The organism is Streptomyces sp. NPDC031474, assembly GCF_055581185.1.
Window position 1 is genome coordinate 237,679 of sequence record NZ_JBVIJX010000005.1, and the last position, 15,671, is coordinate 253,349.

The 15,671-nt window shown below is 70.7% G+C and carries 13 protein-coding genes, 1 tRNA gene and 2 pseudogenes; 6 read left to right on the forward strand and 10 right to left on the reverse strand.

Annotation, left to right across the window (positions count from 1 at the left end; genetic code table 11):
- The first annotated feature begins 2 nt into the window (after positions 1-2).
- On the forward strand, positions 3-560 hold the full coding sequence (locus tag ACZ5SK_RS11790; protein ID WP_457494334.1) for a tyrosine-type recombinase/integrase: 558 nt from the start codon (positions 3-5) through the stop codon (positions 558-560).
- Here ACZ5SK_RS11790 and ACZ5SK_RS11795 read toward each other — a convergent pair.
- From ACZ5SK_RS11795 to ACZ5SK_RS11805, 3 genes and pseudogenes are all read right to left on the reverse strand, one after another.
- Positions 522-594, reverse strand: a tRNA-Arg gene (locus tag ACZ5SK_RS11795). The genes ACZ5SK_RS11790 and ACZ5SK_RS11795 overlap by 39 nt on opposite strands.
- Before the next feature lie 459 nt (positions 595-1,053).
- Complete coding sequence (locus tag ACZ5SK_RS11800) at positions 1,054-1,974, reverse strand: aminoglycoside phosphotransferase family protein (protein ID WP_468575875.1); 921 nt, start codon at positions 1,972-1,974, stop codon at positions 1,054-1,056.
- Positions 1,975-2,031: 57 nt separating this feature from the next.
- A pseudogene (locus ACZ5SK_RS11805) lies at positions 2,032-3,248 on the reverse strand (IS110 family RNA-guided transposase).
- Positions 3,249-4,037: 789 nt separating this feature from the next.
- Between ACZ5SK_RS11805 and ACZ5SK_RS11810 the strand changes: the two are divergent.
- Positions 4,038-6,164 (forward strand): annotated as a pseudogene (locus tag ACZ5SK_RS11810) (amidohydrolase); the annotation flags it as partial.
- 53 nt (positions 6,165-6,217) lie between these two features.
- A complete protein-coding gene (locus ACZ5SK_RS11815) occupies positions 6,218-6,472 on the forward strand; it encodes a hypothetical protein (RefSeq protein ID WP_361706033.1) in 255 nt (84 codons plus the stop codon).
- A gap of 201 nt (positions 6,473-6,673) precedes the next feature.
- On the opposite strand, the gene ACZ5SK_RS11820 is transcribed toward ACZ5SK_RS11815, so the two are convergent.
- Complete coding sequence (locus ACZ5SK_RS11820) at positions 6,674-6,802, reverse strand: hypothetical protein (protein ID WP_334579228.1); 129 nt, start codon at positions 6,800-6,802, stop codon at positions 6,674-6,676.
- Here ACZ5SK_RS11820 and ACZ5SK_RS11825 point away from each other — a divergent pair.
- Positions 6,798-6,980: a zinc-binding dehydrogenase gene (locus ACZ5SK_RS11825; RefSeq protein WP_443041344.1), complete on the forward strand. Its 183-nt coding sequence runs from the start codon at positions 6,798-6,800 to the stop codon at positions 6,978-6,980. The genes ACZ5SK_RS11820 and ACZ5SK_RS11825 overlap by 5 nt on opposite strands.
- Before the next feature lie 18 nt (positions 6,981-6,998).
- Here the strand turns inward: ACZ5SK_RS11825 and ACZ5SK_RS11830 are convergent, their stop codons facing one another.
- From ACZ5SK_RS11830 to ACZ5SK_RS11850, 5 genes are all read right to left on the reverse strand, one after another.
- The gene (locus ACZ5SK_RS11830; RefSeq protein ID WP_468575878.1) at positions 6,999-7,985 is read right to left on the reverse strand and encodes an aldo/keto reductase; all 987 of its coding nucleotides are present in this window, start codon (positions 7,983-7,985) and stop codon (positions 6,999-7,001) included.
- 20 nt (positions 7,986-8,005) lie between these two features.
- The gene (locus ACZ5SK_RS11835) at positions 8,006-8,968 is read right to left on the reverse strand and encodes an amidohydrolase family protein (protein ID WP_468575879.1); all 963 of its coding nucleotides are present in this window, start codon (positions 8,966-8,968) and stop codon (positions 8,006-8,008) included.
- Between the two features lie 77 nt (positions 8,969-9,045).
- Complete coding sequence (locus tag ACZ5SK_RS11840) at positions 9,046-10,632, reverse strand: Na+/H+ antiporter (RefSeq protein ID WP_468575880.1); 1,587 nt, start codon at positions 10,630-10,632, stop codon at positions 9,046-9,048.
- Positions 10,633-10,847: 215 nt separating this feature from the next.
- Positions 10,848-11,864 (reverse strand): zinc-dependent alcohol dehydrogenase family protein, encoded by a 1,017-nt coding sequence (locus ACZ5SK_RS11845; protein ID WP_334579232.1) that lies wholly within the window; start codon positions 11,862-11,864, stop codon positions 10,848-10,850.
- A 121-nt stretch (positions 11,865-11,985) separates the two neighbouring features.
- On the reverse strand, positions 11,986-12,318 hold the full coding sequence (locus ACZ5SK_RS11850; RefSeq protein ID WP_334579233.1) for a carboxymuconolactone decarboxylase family protein: 333 nt from the start codon (positions 12,316-12,318) through the stop codon (positions 11,986-11,988).
- A 229-nt stretch (positions 12,319-12,547) separates the two neighbouring features.
- Here ACZ5SK_RS11850 and ACZ5SK_RS11855 point away from each other — a divergent pair, with 229 nt between their 5' ends.
- Together ACZ5SK_RS11855 and ACZ5SK_RS11860 are read left to right on the forward strand one after the other, a co-directional pair.
- The gene (locus ACZ5SK_RS11855; RefSeq protein WP_334579234.1) at positions 12,548-13,417 is read left to right on the forward strand and encodes a helix-turn-helix domain-containing protein; all 870 of its coding nucleotides are present in this window, start codon (positions 12,548-12,550) and stop codon (positions 13,415-13,417) included.
- Between the two features lie 104 nt (positions 13,418-13,521).
- Positions 13,522-14,394, forward strand: a complete 873-nt coding sequence (locus ACZ5SK_RS11860) for a helix-turn-helix transcriptional regulator (protein ID WP_334579235.1) — start codon at positions 13,522-13,524, stop codon at positions 14,392-14,394.
- Between the two features lie 215 nt (positions 14,395-14,609).
- Here the strand turns inward: ACZ5SK_RS11860 and ACZ5SK_RS11865 are convergent, their stop codons facing one another.
- Positions 14,610-15,488, reverse strand: coding sequence for a helix-turn-helix domain-containing protein (locus ACZ5SK_RS11865; protein ID WP_334579236.1), 879 nt, complete (start codon positions 15,486-15,488; stop codon positions 14,610-14,612).
- Positions 15,489-15,671 lie beyond the last annotated feature (183 nt).

Consider the following 15,671-nt stretch of genomic DNA (forward strand, 5'->3'; position numbering starts at 1 on the left):
GGGTGGAGACCGGCCGCGTCTTCACCAAGGAGAACGGCGAGCTGCTCCACCCCGCCAACGTCACACGGCGGTTCATCGAGCTGTACGAGGAGATCGACCTCCCGCCGGTCCGGCTCCACGACCTCCGCCACGGTGCCGCGACCCTCGCCCACGAGGCCGGGGCCGACCTGAAGGACATCCAGGAGATGCTCGGCCACTCCTCGATCACCATCACGGCCGACACGTACACGAGCCTGCTCCCCGAAGCGGACCCGGCGATCGCCGAGGCCGCAGCCCGGCTCGTCCCGTGCGCCCGCGCCATCTCCGAAAACACCCCCTTGAAGCGGAGCCTGAGCCCGACGACGCGCAGCATCCCAGCCCGGAGTCCGCGCCGGATGATGCTGATCCGTTGGGAGATATTCCGGAGATCAACTCTCCGTCCGCTCACAACCGCTCACGCAAACGGCCCCGGACGAGGAGTCCGAGGCCGAATGGAGCGCCTCCCTGAGGGAGAAACACCAGGTCAGCGGCGTAATGCGTTGTGCCCCCGGCAGGATTCGAACCTGCGACACCCGCTTTAGGAGAGCGGTGCTCTATCCCCTGAGCTACGAAGGCGGGGGCTTGTAGGAAACCTTGGAGAAAACCCGGCGAGTGGATCTTCGGCCTCGGTGTACAAGCCCGCTGGTCAGACGCGGTTCGACGGGTGCCGCAGTGCTACCTGGGCGGACAACGCGACGTACCAACGACTGACCAGGGACAGCCTAGCGGATGTGCGTCAGCGAGGGGCCTCCGTATAGGCGTAGGAGGTCGGGGCGGCGAGCCGGAGTGCCTCTGGCCTGCTGTTTCTGCGGCTCGGGGCGCAAGGCGGGTGGAAGTGGAGGGGCAGGGGGCGAGGTCTGTTGGACCGTTCTGTTCCCTGTGCCGGCGTGTAGGGCCACTTGGCCATGTCCTGTCGGTGCCTGGCATGCCGCCTCCTGCTCCGGCCTGGGGGGAGGTGCCTCTATGTCTTTCGTCAAGGCGCCCATGTTGGTTTTGGGGCGGTTTGGGGGTGTGTCGCGCTCGGTGGTGAAGTGTTCAGTGACGGGGCAGAGCCTTGGCCACGGCGGTCTGGGAGGGGTCGATGGTGGTCCGCCCGTCCTCGATGTCCCAGAGTGTGTTCTGCAGCAACCGGGCCAGGGTCCAGCCGACCGCGCGCTGGCGGTCCAGCCCGAGCGCCTCGGTCAGCAGGTCGAAGCGGCGCCGCACCACCCGGGGAGCGTCCCCGGTGGCGTGATGTTTCTCCCAGCCGGTGTCCAGCGCCGGCCACAGGTCGAAGCCCGGGTCGCCGATGAGGGGTTCGGGGTCGATGGCCAGCCACGGCTCGCGCTCGGCGGCGAGCACGTTGTCGTAGTGCAGGTCCCAGTGCAGCATCCGGTCGCCGGGCTCGCCGACCAGCTCGGTGACTGCCGAGGCCCAGCCGTGCAGCCGCCGCTGGTCCTCAGGGTCCGGCAGGGCGGCGACGGCCGCCGGCACGGACGCCAGCATGTCGCGCGCGACGTCACCGAGGCCGCGCAGGCCCTCGGGCGCCGGGACGGAGTGCAGCCGGGCCATAAGTCCGGCCAAGACGCTCATGGCCACGTCGTCGTCCTCGAAGGAAGCCAGAGTGCGTGAGCCGTCCAGGCGTTCCAGCAGCACGACGCTGCTCTGCGGGTCGTGGTCGAGCAGCCGCACGATGCCGTCGCCGTTCCACGCCCGAAGCCCGATCAGCGCGGCGGCCGTCTCCTGGCGGGGCATCTGGAGTTTGAGCGCGGCGCGGGTGTCGTCCGTGCGGCGCACCGGCACCACCAGTGAGGCCTCGCCGGACCCGATGCCTCCGTCACGCTCCAGTTCCCATCGGTCGAGCAGCTCCGCCACCAGCTCGGGTAGCCGGGCGATCCAGGTCCGTTCCTCTTCACCACCGTTCCTCGTGTACGACGCGACCAGGGCGTCAGGAACTTCGATACCAGGCGAACTCATGGGGTTGTCCTTCGAGGGAGTGGGGCGTCCCACCGCGACCACAGGTAAGGCCGAGGGTCATGCGGCGGCTGCTTCGGGGACGCGGGTCTCGTAGAAGGCGCCGTCGCGGAGCATGGCGAACAGGACGCTGATGCGCTGGCGGGCGAGGCGGAGGAGGGCTTGGGTGTGGGTTTTTCCGCGGCCTCGCTGGCGGTCGTAGTAGATGCGGGAGGCGGGGTCGGCGTTCATGCAGGCGAAGGCGGAGAGGAACATGGCGCGTTTGAGCTGCCGGTTTCCGCCCCTTGGGGCGTGTTCGCCGTGGATGGAGGTGCCCGACGACTTCGTGGTGGGGGCGAGGCCGGCGTGGGAGGCGAGGTGGGCGGCGGTGGGGAAGCTGGTGCCGTCGCCGACGGTGACCAGCAGGACGGCGGCGGTCCTGACGCCGACGCCGGGCATCGACGTCAGGACCGGGGAAAGAGGGTGCGCCTCCAGCAGGGTGTTGATCTGGGCTTCCAGGGCCCGGCGCTGGGTGTGGACGGCGGCGAGCGAGGCGGCCAGGGAGGGTACGACGATGTCGAGGGTGCCGGTGCCGGGCCCGACGACGGTCTGTTTGTCGAGCGCGTCGAAGACGTCGTCGATCAGCCGCTGGGCCATGCGCGGCGCCTTGGGGCGGACGAGGTCGACGAGTCTGCGGCGGCCGGCCTTTCGCAGGGCGGCCGGTGAGCCGTAGCGCTCCAGGAGCCAGGTGACGGCCTGGTGGTCGAGGCGGGGGCCGAGGGCGCGTTCGAGGCTGGGGTGGAACTGGGTGAGCAGGCCGCGTATGCGGTTGGAGGTGCGGGTGGCCTCGGCGGCGAGGTCCTGGTCGAAGCCGACGAGCACGGTCAGCTCGGCGGTGATCTCGTCGGTGAGCTCCAGCGAGCGCAGGGTGTGCGGCATGGTGCGGGCCGCGTCTGCGATGACCGCTGCGTCCTTCGCGTCGGTCTTGGCCTCGCCGCGATACAGGTCGGCGATCCGTCGCATGGCCAGGCCAGGCCGGGCAGGTAGGCGACCTTGCAGCCCGCGTCCCGGGCCACGGTCAGGGGGAGGGCGCCGATGGATGCGGGCTGGTCGACGATCACCAGCACGGTGCCGAACTTCGCGGTCAGCTTGTCGAAGACGGCCCGTAGTTTCGGCTCGCTGTTGGGCAGCGGCTTGTCGAAGACCTTCTTCCCGGCCGGAGTGAGCCCGTGGCCGTGGTGAGCGGTCTTGCCGACGTCCAGGCCGAGGAACACGCCCACGTCTTCGGTGTCGAACATCGCGCCCTTCCAGGGGAGTTGATCGTGCCGGCCTCGGCAGTGGTGTCGTACGCGCGCATCCACGTTATGCAGACCTGCCGCCCGCGAGCTGTCCGGCGTGGCGCCGGACCGGGCGGTGGCCGGACCTCTGATCAGCGTCTCCGACGGCACCTCCCGGGCCCGGTGACACCACCCCCCGGATCATCAACAACAGGAGGGGGAAGTCATGCCGGACCCGAAGGCCGGAGGCCCCTTTGCGGAGCCACGAAAAAGGTAACGGGGGGGGGGGAGGTAGATGCGAGAAGCGTGGGTCGCTGCGGATCGGCGTCTGCGGATCCTGTTGCGCCCGCGGCGCCTGGAACCGGGCCGCCGACAGAGGGAGCGGCGGAGCCCCGAGACGGATCGTTCCTGCCCTCGCCAGATGCTCCGGCGGGCCACCCGCCGTTCTCACCCACGAGATCCCACCCGAGGTGAGGACTGCCGCGGTTCCGGGGCCCGCATCCCGGACGTCACCCGAGGCACGCCCGTCCGCTTCGCCACGGCGAAGGAACGCCTGCTGTACCAGCGCCTCGTTCGTAGGCGAGCAGTATCCTCTGGGCGCCGGAGGGTTGAGGCTTGGTCACTTCCCCCCCCCGCCGGTCTTCTTTGGCCATGCAAGCAGTGTGAATGCCAGTCAGGTTCCCCCACACCCCTGGAGTTCTCCTCATGATCACAGCCGCGCAAGGATTCCCCGGCGAATCCGCCGACGAAGAGCCGACCGCCCCCCTGGCGGGCGCGCCCGCGCACCTTCATCCCGACGGATCCGACGGGATGACCGCGGGACGGCTCCCCGCGGGTGTCACCCGGCGGGGGTTCCTGGGAGCGGCGGCCTTGGGGGGTGTCGGTACCGCGCTCGTTCCGTTCTCGGCGCTCCCGGCGGCGGCCGCATCACCCCTCGCCCCGTCGGCGGGCGAGCCCGACGAAGTCGGCCCGTATGCCCGGACGCTGACGTTCACCACAGCCACCAACGCCTCCACGACCGTCTCGCCCGACGGCGACCGGCTCGTCATCGAGGTGCAGGGTGTGCTGTGGGCGTTGCCCCGGAGTGGGGGAACGGCAACCGCGCTGACCGCTCCCGACCTCGAACCGACCCGTCCCGTCTGGTCGCCGGACGGCTCGGCGATCGCCTTCTGCTCCTACAAGGGCGGCGGCTTCCACGTGTGGACGATGGCCCCGGACGGTTCGAACCCGCGGCGGCTCACCTCCGGCCCGTGGGACGACCGGGGTGTGTCCTGGTCACCGGACGGCACGCGGATCGCCTTCGCCTCCGAGCGCGGTGGGGACCCGGTGCGGGGCAGTTCGTACGACATCTGGACCGTCGAGGTGGCGACCGGTGAGTTGACCCGTCTGACCAGTCGGCCGGACGTCGAGGACTACGACCCTGCCTGGCACCCGGACGGCGACCGGATCCTGTTCGTACGCGCGGACGCCTCCGGAGCGCGGACCATCGCCGCCATACCGGCCGCGGGTGGCGAGGTCACCACGGTGCGCACGGTGGACTCCGGCACGCTGATGTGCCCCGCCGTCTCCAAGGACGGCCGCCTGGCCTTCGTGTGGACCGCCGGCGGGGCCCAGTTCGTCGCCGCGACGTCGGTCCTGGTCGTGGACGGCCGGACGGTCTCGGGCACCGAGGACGTCTCGCCGCTGCCGCCCTGCTGGACGCCGGACGGCGGCCTGCTCTACTTCGCCGACGGCCGGCTCAAGGACCTGAGCCCCTCGCTGGAACCGGCCGGGGACATCCCGTTCACCGCATCGCTGGATGTCCCCAGGCCCGTGTACCGCCGCAAGGCACGCGACTTCGACTCCACCGCCCGCAGGCCGGTGCGCGGCATCCACCTCCCGGCGCTATCGCCCGACGGCGGATCCGTCGTCTTCGCCGCCCTGAACGCCCTGTGGCTGATGCCCATCGGCGGCCGGCCCCGCAAGCTGTTCCAGGCCGCCGCCTCCCGGTATGTGCAGATGCCGTCCTGGGCCAGGGACGGCAGGAGCATCGTCTACTCGTACGACGGAGACGCCGGCGGCGACGGTCTGGCCGCCGTCCACCGGCTCTCACCGGACACCGGTGAGGACACGGTCCTGGCCACCGGCGGGCGCCTCAACCCGGCGCTCTCTCCCGACGGCGCCCGGCTCGCCTGTCACGACACCACCGGCAACCTCCTCCTCGTCGACGTCGCATCCGGCGCCGAGACCAAGCTCGCCACGCCCCTCGGCGGCAACGGCCTGCCGGGCCGTCCCAGTTGGTCCCCGGACGGCCGGTACATCGCCGTGTGCGACCGCAACCGGCTGAACCAGCGGTTCCGCGAGGGCTACAACGTGATCCGGGTGATCGACACCCGGGACGGGTCGTCCAGAGCCTTCCTGCCGCTGCCCCACACCTCGGTGTCCGACCGCTGCGACAGCGGACCGGTCTGGTCACCCGACGGAACGTCCCTGGCGCTGGTCGTGGAGTCGGCGCTGTGGGTCCTGCCCGTCGACCCGGACGGCACACCCGCCGGTCGGCCACAGCGAATCACCGACGAACCGGCCGACCACCCGTCGTGGTCCGGCGACTCCCGCCGCCTGCTCCACCTCTCCGGCGGCCGACTGAGGATGATCAACCGGGACGGCACCGGCCGCCGTACCCTCCCGGTCCGGCTGGCGACCGCCCGCCGCCTGCCGCCCCGCACCGACGTGACCCGGGTGCACGCCGGGCGGCTGTGGGACGGCACCGGGGACACCGTCCGCGAGGACGTCGACATCGTCATCACCGGCAACCGCATCACCGCCGTCGAACCGCACCGCTCCGGTGCGGGGCGGCAAGGAGAACAGCGGATCGACGCCTCCGGCTCCACCGTCATCCCCGGCCTGTGGGACTCGCACACCCACCCGTACCAGAACATCTACGGCGGCCGTCAGACGCCGGTCTCTCCCCCGCACAGGCCCTGCGCACCGCCACCGTCGTGCCCGCCCGGATGTTCGGCGTCGACGACGATCTGGGCACGGCGGAATCCGGCAAGCTGGCCGACCTCACGGTGATCGACGGCAACCCCTTCCAGGACTTCACCGACCTGACGCGCGTCTCCTGGGTGATGCGCGACGGCATCGTGCACCGTCAGGAGGACCTGGTCGGCCCCCACCACCTCACCGCCGGCCCGGCGGACGGCGACAGCGAGCACTGGCAAGCGGTCGGCCACATCATCCGCCGCGAAAGCTGCTGCGCGACCTGACCACCCCGGCCCCCGCCCGGCCCTCAGCCCCCCGGCCCCCGCAGACTCCTCGGCCCCGCCCTCACTGCTCTGTGGGCCGCGGCCCAGAAGCCTGCGGGCCGCCCGGCACCTGTCCTTCAGCGCTGGAGCGGTTCCGAGGTCGTGAAGGACTTCGTGACGCCGGGACGGCGCTGACTGCCGGCCGGGGCGGGCCGCGCCCGGTCAGCGGGGAGCTGTCACGAGGGCCTCGAAGTCGGCGACCGGTGCGGCCGCCGTCATCAGGCTGTCCGCGCCGCCGTGGTGGATCACCGCGCCGCCGTGGTGGATCACCGAGTCGCCGTGGTGGATCACCGCGTCGCAGGCGTTCAGCAGCGGGTTCGGGCCTCAGCTCGCCGACTACGCCCGTCTGGCCGCCGACGGTCGGCTGCGCGTGCGCGTGGACCGGAGCTTCCCGCTCGCCGACGCCGCCAGGGTGCACGAGCTGAGCGGGTCCGGCCATGCGCGCGGCAAGGTGCTCCTGCGACCGTAGGAGAGCTGAGCAGGTCCCCTACTTGTCCACCAGCGACATGTGGTGCTCGTTGTAACGGTCTCCCTTGACCCCGACCCGTCCTGCGAGTTCGTTGAGGTCCGACAGTTCGTCTGCGGAGAGCGGGACGCGCGTGGCGCCTGCGTTCTCCTCGATGCGCGTGGTGCGCCGGGTTCCGGGGATCGGCACGATCGACGGGTGCTGGGCGAGCAGCCAGGCGAGGGCCACCTGCCCCGGTGTGGCGTCCTTGGCCGTCGCGAGGGCGCCGATGTGCTCGACGAGTGCCTGGTTCGCCGCCCGGTTCTCGGCCGTGAACCGGGGAATGGTGGTACGCACGTCGTCGGCCGCGAACGGTGTCGAGGCGTCCACCGCTCCGGTCAGGAACCCCTTGCCGAGCGGGCTGAAGGGCACGAATCCGATGCCGAGCGCCGTGCACGTCGGCAGAACCTCCGGCTCGGGATCCCGGGTCCACAACGAGTACTCGCTCTGCACCGCCGTCACCGGGTGGACCGCGTGGGCACGCCGGATCGTCTGCGCACTGGCCTCCGAAAGCCCGAAGCAGCGGACCTTGCCCTCCTGTACGAGTTCGCCCACCGTGCCCGCGACGTCCTCGATGGGCACCTCCGGGTCGACGCGATGCTGGTAGAACAGGTCGAGCCGCTCGACCCGCAGCCGTTTGAGAGAGGCCGTCGCGACGGAGCGGATCTGCTCGGGCCGGCTGTTCAGTCCGACGGGCCTGCCGTCCTCGATGCGGAATCCGAACTTGGTGGCGATGACCACGTGGTCACGCACCGGGGCCAGGGCCTCTCCGACGAGTTCCTCGTTGACGTAGGGGCCGTACACCTCCGCGGTGTCGAAGAACGTCACCCCCCGATCGACGGCCCCACGGAGCACGGCGATCATGTCGCTCCGGTCACCGGGGTTCGGGCCGTAGCTCTGGGACATGCCCATGGCGCCGAGGCCGATGGCGGAGACCTGGAGGTCTCGTCCGAGGGTTCGCGTGTGCATGCTTCCTCCTTGTGGATGTTTCACCGCGGCCCCGCCTGCGGGAAGAGGCGCGTGGCGTTCGCCGTGGTGAGCGAGCGCCACGTCGCGTCTTCCGCCGGCGGCTCGGCCGCGTCGATCGCCGCGATGTGGGCGTCGGCGAGCGGCGCCGGCGTCCAGCAGTAGTCGCTGCCGAACAGCACGCGGTCCGGGCCGACCAGCTTCAGCAGGGCCGGAACCTGGCGCGGGAAGGCCGTGCCCGCGATGTCGTAGTACAGGGCGCGCAGTTGCTGCACGGCGTCCAGCGGGGGCGCCTCCCGCGACGGCACGAAGAGCCGCATGAACTCGTTGATGCGGTCGGCCAGGACAGGGATCGCGGCGCCGCAGTGCGGGACGATCACCCGCAGGTCCGGGTGACGGGTCAGGACGCCCGCCATCACCAGGTCGGTGACGGTGCGGGCCGTGTCGAAGATGTACTCGACCATCGGACGCGGCCTGCCGAGAGCGGACTGCTCCCAGCACACGGGTGAGGTGGGGTGCAGGAAGACCACGGCCCCCCGGCGGTCCAGCTCCGCGAACACCGGGTCGAGGCGTTCGTCGCCCAGGTACACACCGTGCGTGTGCGTCAGCAACGCCACGCCGTCGGCGCCCAGTTCGTCGAAGGCGAAGGCGATCTCCTCCAACGCGCCGTCCACGTCCGGCAGCGGAAGCGACACGAAGGAGCCGAAGCGGCCCCGGTGGTCCCGCGCCACTTCGGCGGTGTACTCGTTCACGCGCCGGGCGAGGACGCGGGCCGCCTTGTCGTCGCCGAAGTGCACGCCGGGAGAGGACAGGGAGAGCATCGCGGTCGAGATGCCGTTGCGGTCCATCAGCTCCAGATGGGCTCGCACGGACCACGCGGGCCAGCCGCCCATGCCGTCGGGGTGGGCGTGGCCCGCCGCAGTCGCCTGCTCGACGTAGAAGTCGGGCAGGAGGTGGGCGTGGACGTCGATGAGGCCGGAGGTCATGGCGGCGGGATTCCTTCCCGTGGGCGGGGGCCTGGGCTTGGGTCGTCGAGGCCAGGAGGTTCAGGAGGCTGCTGCGCCTACTCCACCTGCTCGCCTCCGGTCAGCCGGACCTCTTCGTTGTCCAGGGCCGCCTGAAGCCGGCGGAGCACGGTGTCGTCGATCCGTGACTCGTCCCTCAGACGGACGACGGTGGCCCGCTTCGTGGAGATGAGGGCGAGGCGGAGGTCGGAGTAGTGGCGGTTGTGGAGCAGGGCGGGATCGTCGTCGGTGCCCGCGCCCCGCGCGCGTACGGTCGCCAGGTTGGCCTCGTACTCCTGGCGCAGCCACTCCGCGACCTTGGGGGTGGTGCCCAGTTCGGCCACGAGCTGCGGGAGCGCCTTGATGGCCTCCTCGGTCGCCGTGGTCTCGGCGAGGATCTGCTCCTCGTCGACGGAGGTGTCGCGGGGCAGCCGGGCCCAGCGCACCACGCCCGGCAGCAGCAGCCCCTGCACCACGAGGGTCACCACGATGACGCCGGAGGTGACGAAGACGATGAAGGCGCGGTCCGGGAAGGGCGCTCCGGAGTCGAGGGTCTCGGGCACCGACAGGGCCACGGCCAGCGACACCGCGCCGCGGAACCCCGCCAGCCCGCTGACGACACGTGCCCGGTCGCTCATTCTCCGCAGCCGTTGCTCGGGACGCCGGTCGATCGCGCGGATCAGGTAGGCGGAGGAGAACAGGAACGCGAAGCGGACCGCGACGAGGACCGCGCTGACCGCCCCGATCGCGATGAGGGCGTCCGTGAGGTCGGACCGGCTCAGGTGGTGCAGCGCGTACTGCAGTTCCACTCCCACCAGGACGAACAGCGCGCCGTTGATGATGAAGGTGGCCAGCGGCCAGAAGGCCAGCGCCTGTCGGCGGTGTTCGGCGCGGATGAGGCCGGGCGCCACCTGGGCCATGATCAGGCCGCTCACCACGACCGCGAGGACGCCCGAGGCGTGGATCAACTCGGCCAGCAGATACGCCGTGAACGGGGCGAGGATCATGACCAGATTGCCGAGCAGGGGATCGTCCAGCCGGCGGCGCAGGTTCATGTTGACCCAGGCGACCGCGACGCCGACCGCGGCTCCGCCGCCGTAGGCGAGCAGGAACAGCGCGCCGACATGCGGGAGGGTGAGGTGTTCCTCGCCCACGGTGATGCCGACCGCCAGGCCGTAGATCACCAGCGCGGTGCCGTCGTTGACGAGGCTCTCCGCACGCAGGACCGTGATCTGACGGCGCGGCAGGGAACCCGCCAGGGCGCTCACCGCTGTGGCATCGGTCGGCGCCACAGCCGCGCCCAGGGCCCACGCCGGTCCCCACGGCAGCCCGAGTGCGTGCCCGGCGACCGCCACCGCACCTGCGGTGAGGATCACCAGCACCGTGCTGAGCAGGACGATGCCGCGCAGGTTCGTCCGGATCTCCCGCATCGACGTGGTCAGGCTCTCCCAGTACAGCAGCACGGGGAGGAAGAGCAACAGCACCACTTCGGGCGGGAGTTGGGTCTGGCGGACGGCCGGGACGAGGCCGATGAGGGCGCCCAGGACCAGGAGCACGACGGGTGGTGCGACACGGAGGCGCTGTCCCAGGAAGTTCCCCGCCAGCACCGCCGCACCCAGGACGACGACGAGTTCGAGACCGAGCATGACACTTACTCCGGTGCGGGGCCGGCCGGCGGTGGCGGCTCAGTTGGCTGCATGGGGAACGTCCTGGTCATCCGTCGTGGTCATCCGCCGTGGTCATCTGGGCAGCAGCCGCAGCGTCGTGGAACGTGCCGCCACCATGGGATCGACGTACGCGCCGCCGAAACGGCCGTACTTGCTCCGCTACGCCGCGTCGACGCGGGTCATGGGAGTCACGATCACGGACGCAGCAGCGTCTTGATGGCGCGGCGCTCGTCCATCGCCTGGTAACCCTCGGCTGCCTCGTCCAGGGGCAGGGTGAGGTCGAAGACCTTGCCCGGGTTGATACGGCCGTCGAAGACGCGGTCGATCAGGTCGGGAAGGTAGGCGCGCACGGGCGCGGGGCCACCGCGCAGGCCGACGTGGGAGAAGAAGAGCTCCTGGCCGTCGATCCGCGTACCGTGCGGGAAGCCGACGAAGCCGACGTTGCCACCCGGACGCGCGGACTGCAGGCCCTGATGCATCGACTCCTGCGTGCCGACGCACTCGAGGACCGAGTCGGCGCCGACGCCGTTCGTCAGCTCCTTGACGCGGGCGACGCCTTCCGCACCCCGCTCGGTGACGATGTCGGTGGCGCCGAACTCCAGGGCCAGCTTCTGCCGGGAGGCGTGCCGGCTCATGGCGACGATGCGCTCGGCGCCCAGTTCCTTCGCGGCGATGACCCCGGACAGGCCGACCGCGCCGTCACCGACGACCACGGCCGTGGAACCGGGCCCGACCTCGGCGGCCCTGGCGGCGTACCAGCCGGTGCCCATGACGTCGGACAGGGTCAGCAGGCTCGGGATCAGCTCCTCGTCCGGCTGCTCCGGGGTGGCGACCAGGGTGCCGTCGGCGAGAGGGATGCGGACGTACTCGGCCTGGGCGCCGTTGACCCACTGCGCGTGCCGGCAGGAGGTCTGGTAGCCGGCCTGACAGATCGGGCAGACGTTGTCGGAGGCCACGAAGGAACCGATGACGAACTGCCCCGGCCTGACGGTCGAAACGTCGCTGCCGACCTCCTCGACGACACCGACGTACTCGTGGCCGATCGGCTGCGGTTCGGCGACCGGCAGGACGCCCCGGTAGCTCCACAGGTCGGAGCCGCACACGCAGGTGGCGACGGTGCGGATGACCGCGTCGGTCGGTGCCGTGATCTTCGGCTCGGGGGCGTTCTCCACCCGGATGTCACCCGGCGCGTGAATGATGGTTGCTCGCATGGTGCCTTCCCGGCTCTCGTCGTGACTGTCGTGCTGACGTGCTGTCGCGGGCGTACGACGGCGGTGTGTGTGGGGGGGGGAGTGGGGGGAGAGCTCGCGACGTGCGGGCGGCGAAGAGGCGTCAACCCGACTGGTCGGCCTTCTCCACGATCTCCTTGAGCTGTGTCATCGCGGTCATGGCGTTGGGCCATCCGGCGTAGAAGGCCAGATGGGTGATGACCTCGATCAGTTCGTCCTTGGTGACACCGTTCTCCAAGGCCTTGCCGAGGTGGAAGCCGAGCTGGTCGGCCCGGTACAGGGAGGCCAGAGCGGTGACGGTGACGAGGCTGCGGTCGCGCGGGGACAGGCCCGGCCGCGCCCAGATGTCGCCGAACAGGACGGTGTCGGTCACCTCCGCGAGCTTGGGGGCGAACTCCTGGATGGCCGGCGGCGTGAACTTCTTCCGTTCGGACATGAGGTGGTGCTCCTGGCGTGGTTTCGGGTGGGGGGACTTCATGGTTCTCCGCGTTCCACGGCAATACTGGATTCCAGAGGCCGCTCATCATTGCAGTCGCCGAACAGGTCACCGACTTTGTCGCTTTCCCGGGAACCTGCAAAGGGGAGAATTCCATCCGGGGAGCCCTTTATCCAGGGGAAAAATCCTTACCCCCCTCCCGGCGGCCGAGCGCTGCCACACTGGCGCCATGACCGGCGACGCGCATCCGAATGGGCTGGGAGAATTCCTCAAGGCGCGCAGGGCCGAGCTGACCCCGCGCACCGTCGGTCTGCCCGACACCGGTGGCCGACGTGTGCCCGGCCTGCGCAGGGAGGAGGTCGCCCTGCTCGCCTCCGTCAGCACCGACTACTACACACGGCTGGAGCAGGGCCGCATCCAGCCGTCGGTGTCGGTGCTGGCCACGCTCGCCCATGTCCTGCACCTGTCCGATCACCAGCGTGACCGCCTGTTCGAGCTGGTCGGCCGGCAACGGGCACGACACCGCCGGCCGGCCGCGCAGAAGGCGCACCCGCAGCTGCGCCGCCTGCTCGACGATCTCACCTGGAGTCCCGGCGTGGTGATCGGCCGCCGTATGGACGTCCTGGCGTGGAATCCGCTCGCCGTCGCCCTGTTCACCGATTTCGCGAAGGTGCCGGAAGGCAGGCGGAACTGCGTCCGCATCCTCTTCACCGATCCCTCCATGCGGACGCTCTACGCGAACTGGCGGACCGTCGCCCGTGACTGCGTGTCCCATCTGCGCATGGAGGCCGCGAAACACCCCGAGGATCCGCAGTTGATCAGCCTGGTCGGCGAACTCTCCGTGGAGGACAGCGACTTCGGGCAATGGTGGGGAAGCCGTCGCGCGCCGTCGCGCAGGCCGGGCGTCAAGAGGTTCCACCACCCTCTCGTCGGCGAACTCGTCCTGGACTGGGACACCCTCGTCTGCGGCAGCGATCCCGATCAGAAACTCGTCGTCTGGACGGCGGAGCCAGGCACGCCGTCGTACGACGGACTGCGCGCCCTCGCCGCGCGGGCCACCGGTCGCCCCGGCGGCCTCACGGCCGGTCAGGCCGGCTGATAGGACGATCTCGCCGGCCCTGCCGATTCGCGGAGAACAGACGACAGACCTGGGAGAAAAACCTCCCCCTTACATGTCGGCTGAATACTGCGACACTCGCTGCTATGTACACCAAAGCGCAATCGCCTGAACTGGGAGAATTCCTCAAGGTGTGCCGGGCCCAGCTCAGCCCGCGGACCGTCGGTCTGCCCGAGTCCGGGGCGCCCCGGCGAGTGCCCGGGCTGCGCCGTGAGGAGGTCGCTCAACTCGTGGGCATCAGCACCCACGCCTACACGCGGCTGGAACAGGGGCGCGCCCCCGTGCCGACGACGGTGCTCGCCACGCTCGCCCGCGTCCTGCACCTCGACGACGCCCGGCGCGACCACCTGTTCGAACTGGCAGCGAGGGGCACGCGCGAACCACGCCGCCGGCCGGCGCAGAAGGTTCACCCGCAGCTCAGACGCATCCTGGACGAGCTGACCACGACCCCCGCACTCGTCATCGGCCGGCACCTGGACATCCTCGCCTGGAATCCGCTGGCCGCGGCTCTGCTCACCGACTTCGACAAGATCCCCGCGAGGAAGCGCAACTACGCGCGGCTGATGTTCACCGACCCCGCCTTCCGGGAGCTCTGCCTCGACTGGAGGACGAACGCCCGGACCTGTGTGACCCATCTGCGCCTGGAGGCCGCCCGGCACCCCGGCGACCCTGGGCTGGCCGCACTCGTCGGCGAGTTGTCGGTCGGCGACGCCGACTTCCGGCAGTGGTGGGCGGGCCGCCAGATGAACGGCCTGCGGATGGGCACCAAGAGGCTGCGCCACCCGATCGTCGGCGACCTCACCCTCGACTGGGACAGCCTGACCTGCACCGCAGACCCCACACAGAAGCTGGTGATCGCGACCGCCGATCCCGGGGCCCCGTCCCACGACGGGCTTGTGCTCCTGGCGTCCTGGACTGCGGAGGACCCGGACCAGCCCGCACAGGGTGCGGCAGCTTGAGGTTTCCGGGTTGGGTTCAGGCGGCCCGCCGCCCAGCCACCGGGAGCTCCGCCGCCTGCCCACATCTGGAGCCCTGCACGCCCCCGGGGATCGCGCCCGCGGCGAGGAGCCGGTGCGCCTCGGCGGCCGCGCAGAGCGCCGAGCCAGGCGCCGTCGAGGAGTCCGTCGACGCCCTCCGGGACCTCTTCGCGGACCGGCATTTGGGACAGGCAGCCTCAAGAAGCTGAAGCACCTCCGGCGGACGCCGTCGGCTTCTGGTCGGCGGTCCAGGAAGCGAGGAGGCGCAGCCCGTCGTGGGACGGAGTGCCGCGTTCGGCGTTCCACACGATGATGTGCTGGTCGGGGTCCGTGCCGCAGGTGAGCGTGTTCCAGTCGAGCGTCAGCTCGCCCACCACCGGGTGGCGCAGCTTCTTGACGCCCTTGCCCCGCATCGCGACGTCGTGTTCGGTCCACCACTGCCGGAACTGCGCGTCACGGGCGGAGAGTTCCTCGACCAGTGCGGTGAGAGGCTGGTCGTCGGGGTAGCGCGCGCTCTCCATGCGCAGCTGGGCGATGGCCAGCCGGGTGACCTCCTCCCAGTCGACGTACAGCTCACGCATCCAGGACTCGGTGAACAGCAGCCGGACGAACACCCGCTCCTGCTCGGGGTAGCGCCCGAAATCGGTCCACAGGGCGGCGGCGAGCCGGTTCCAGCCGAGGATGTCGGTGCACCGGCCGATGACGAACGCCGGGGAGGTGGTGAGATCGTCCAGCATGCGCTGCAGCTGCGGGTCCACCTGCTGGCGCTCGCGGTACGCGGAACGGCGCACCCGCTCCTTCGCCGCGAGGTCGAAGAGGTAGGTGCGCTGGTCGTCGTTGAGCCGCAGGGCCTGGGCGATCTCGTCGAGGAGAGGGGCCGATGCCTGGAGCCGGCCCTGCTCGATCCGGGCGTAGTACTCGGTGCTCATCGCGGCGAGGAGTGCCACTTCCTCACGGCGCAGACCCTTCACTCGCCGCCGTTGCCCGCCGCGGAGGCCGACATCGGAGGGGGTGAGCTCGGCACGACGGGCCTTGAGGAACTCACCCAGCTCGTTCAGATGCGGGTTGCGGTTCATGACCTTCAGCCTGGCACAAACGCCGCATCTTGTGAGGGGGACGGATCGTTCCCCTGGCTGATCGGCCAGGGGGCGACGATCCTCTTGAGTTCGTGGTCGGTCCCGCAAACGGGCGGTGGCCCAGGGCGTGCGTGCGCACCGGGCCGATCCGGGCCCCGCCGGCTCCTACGAGGTGGCTGACCA

Bases quoted from the DNA above. Each gene is read 5' to 3' on its own strand.
- ACZ5SK_RS11800 (WP_468575875.1), bottom strand. From the start codon at position 1,974: ATGAGTTCGCCTGGTATCGAAGTTCCTGACGCCCTGGTCGCGTCGTAC.
- ACZ5SK_RS11815 (WP_361706033.1), top strand. From the start codon at position 6,218: ATGTTCGGCGTCGACGACGATCTGGGCACGGCGGAATCCGGCAAGCTG.
- ACZ5SK_RS11830 (WP_468575878.1), bottom strand. From the start codon at position 7,985: ATGCACACGCGAACCCTCGGACGAGACCTCCAGGTCTCCGCCATCGGC.
- ACZ5SK_RS11835 (WP_468575879.1), bottom strand. From the start codon at position 8,968: ATGACCTCCGGCCTCATCGACGTCCACGCCCACCTCCTGCCCGACTTC.
- ACZ5SK_RS11840 (WP_468575880.1), bottom strand. From the start codon at position 10,632: ATGCTCGGTCTCGAACTCGTCGTCGTCCTGGGTGCGGCGGTGCTGGCG.
- ACZ5SK_RS11845 (WP_334579232.1), bottom strand. From the start codon at position 11,864: ATGCGAGCAACCATCATTCACGCGCCGGGTGACATCCGGGTGGAGAAC.
- ACZ5SK_RS11850 (WP_334579233.1), bottom strand. From the start codon at position 12,318: ATGTCCGAACGGAAGAAGTTCACGCCGCCGGCCATCCAGGAGTTCGCC.
- ACZ5SK_RS11855 (WP_334579234.1), top strand. From the start codon at position 12,548: ATGACCGGCGACGCGCATCCGAATGGGCTGGGAGAATTCCTCAAGGCG.
- ACZ5SK_RS11860 (WP_334579235.1), top strand. From the start codon at position 13,522: ATGTACACCAAAGCGCAATCGCCTGAACTGGGAGAATTCCTCAAGGTG.
- ACZ5SK_RS11865 (WP_334579236.1), bottom strand. From the start codon at position 15,488: ATGAACCGCAACCCGCATCTGAACGAGCTGGGTGAGTTCCTCAAGGCC.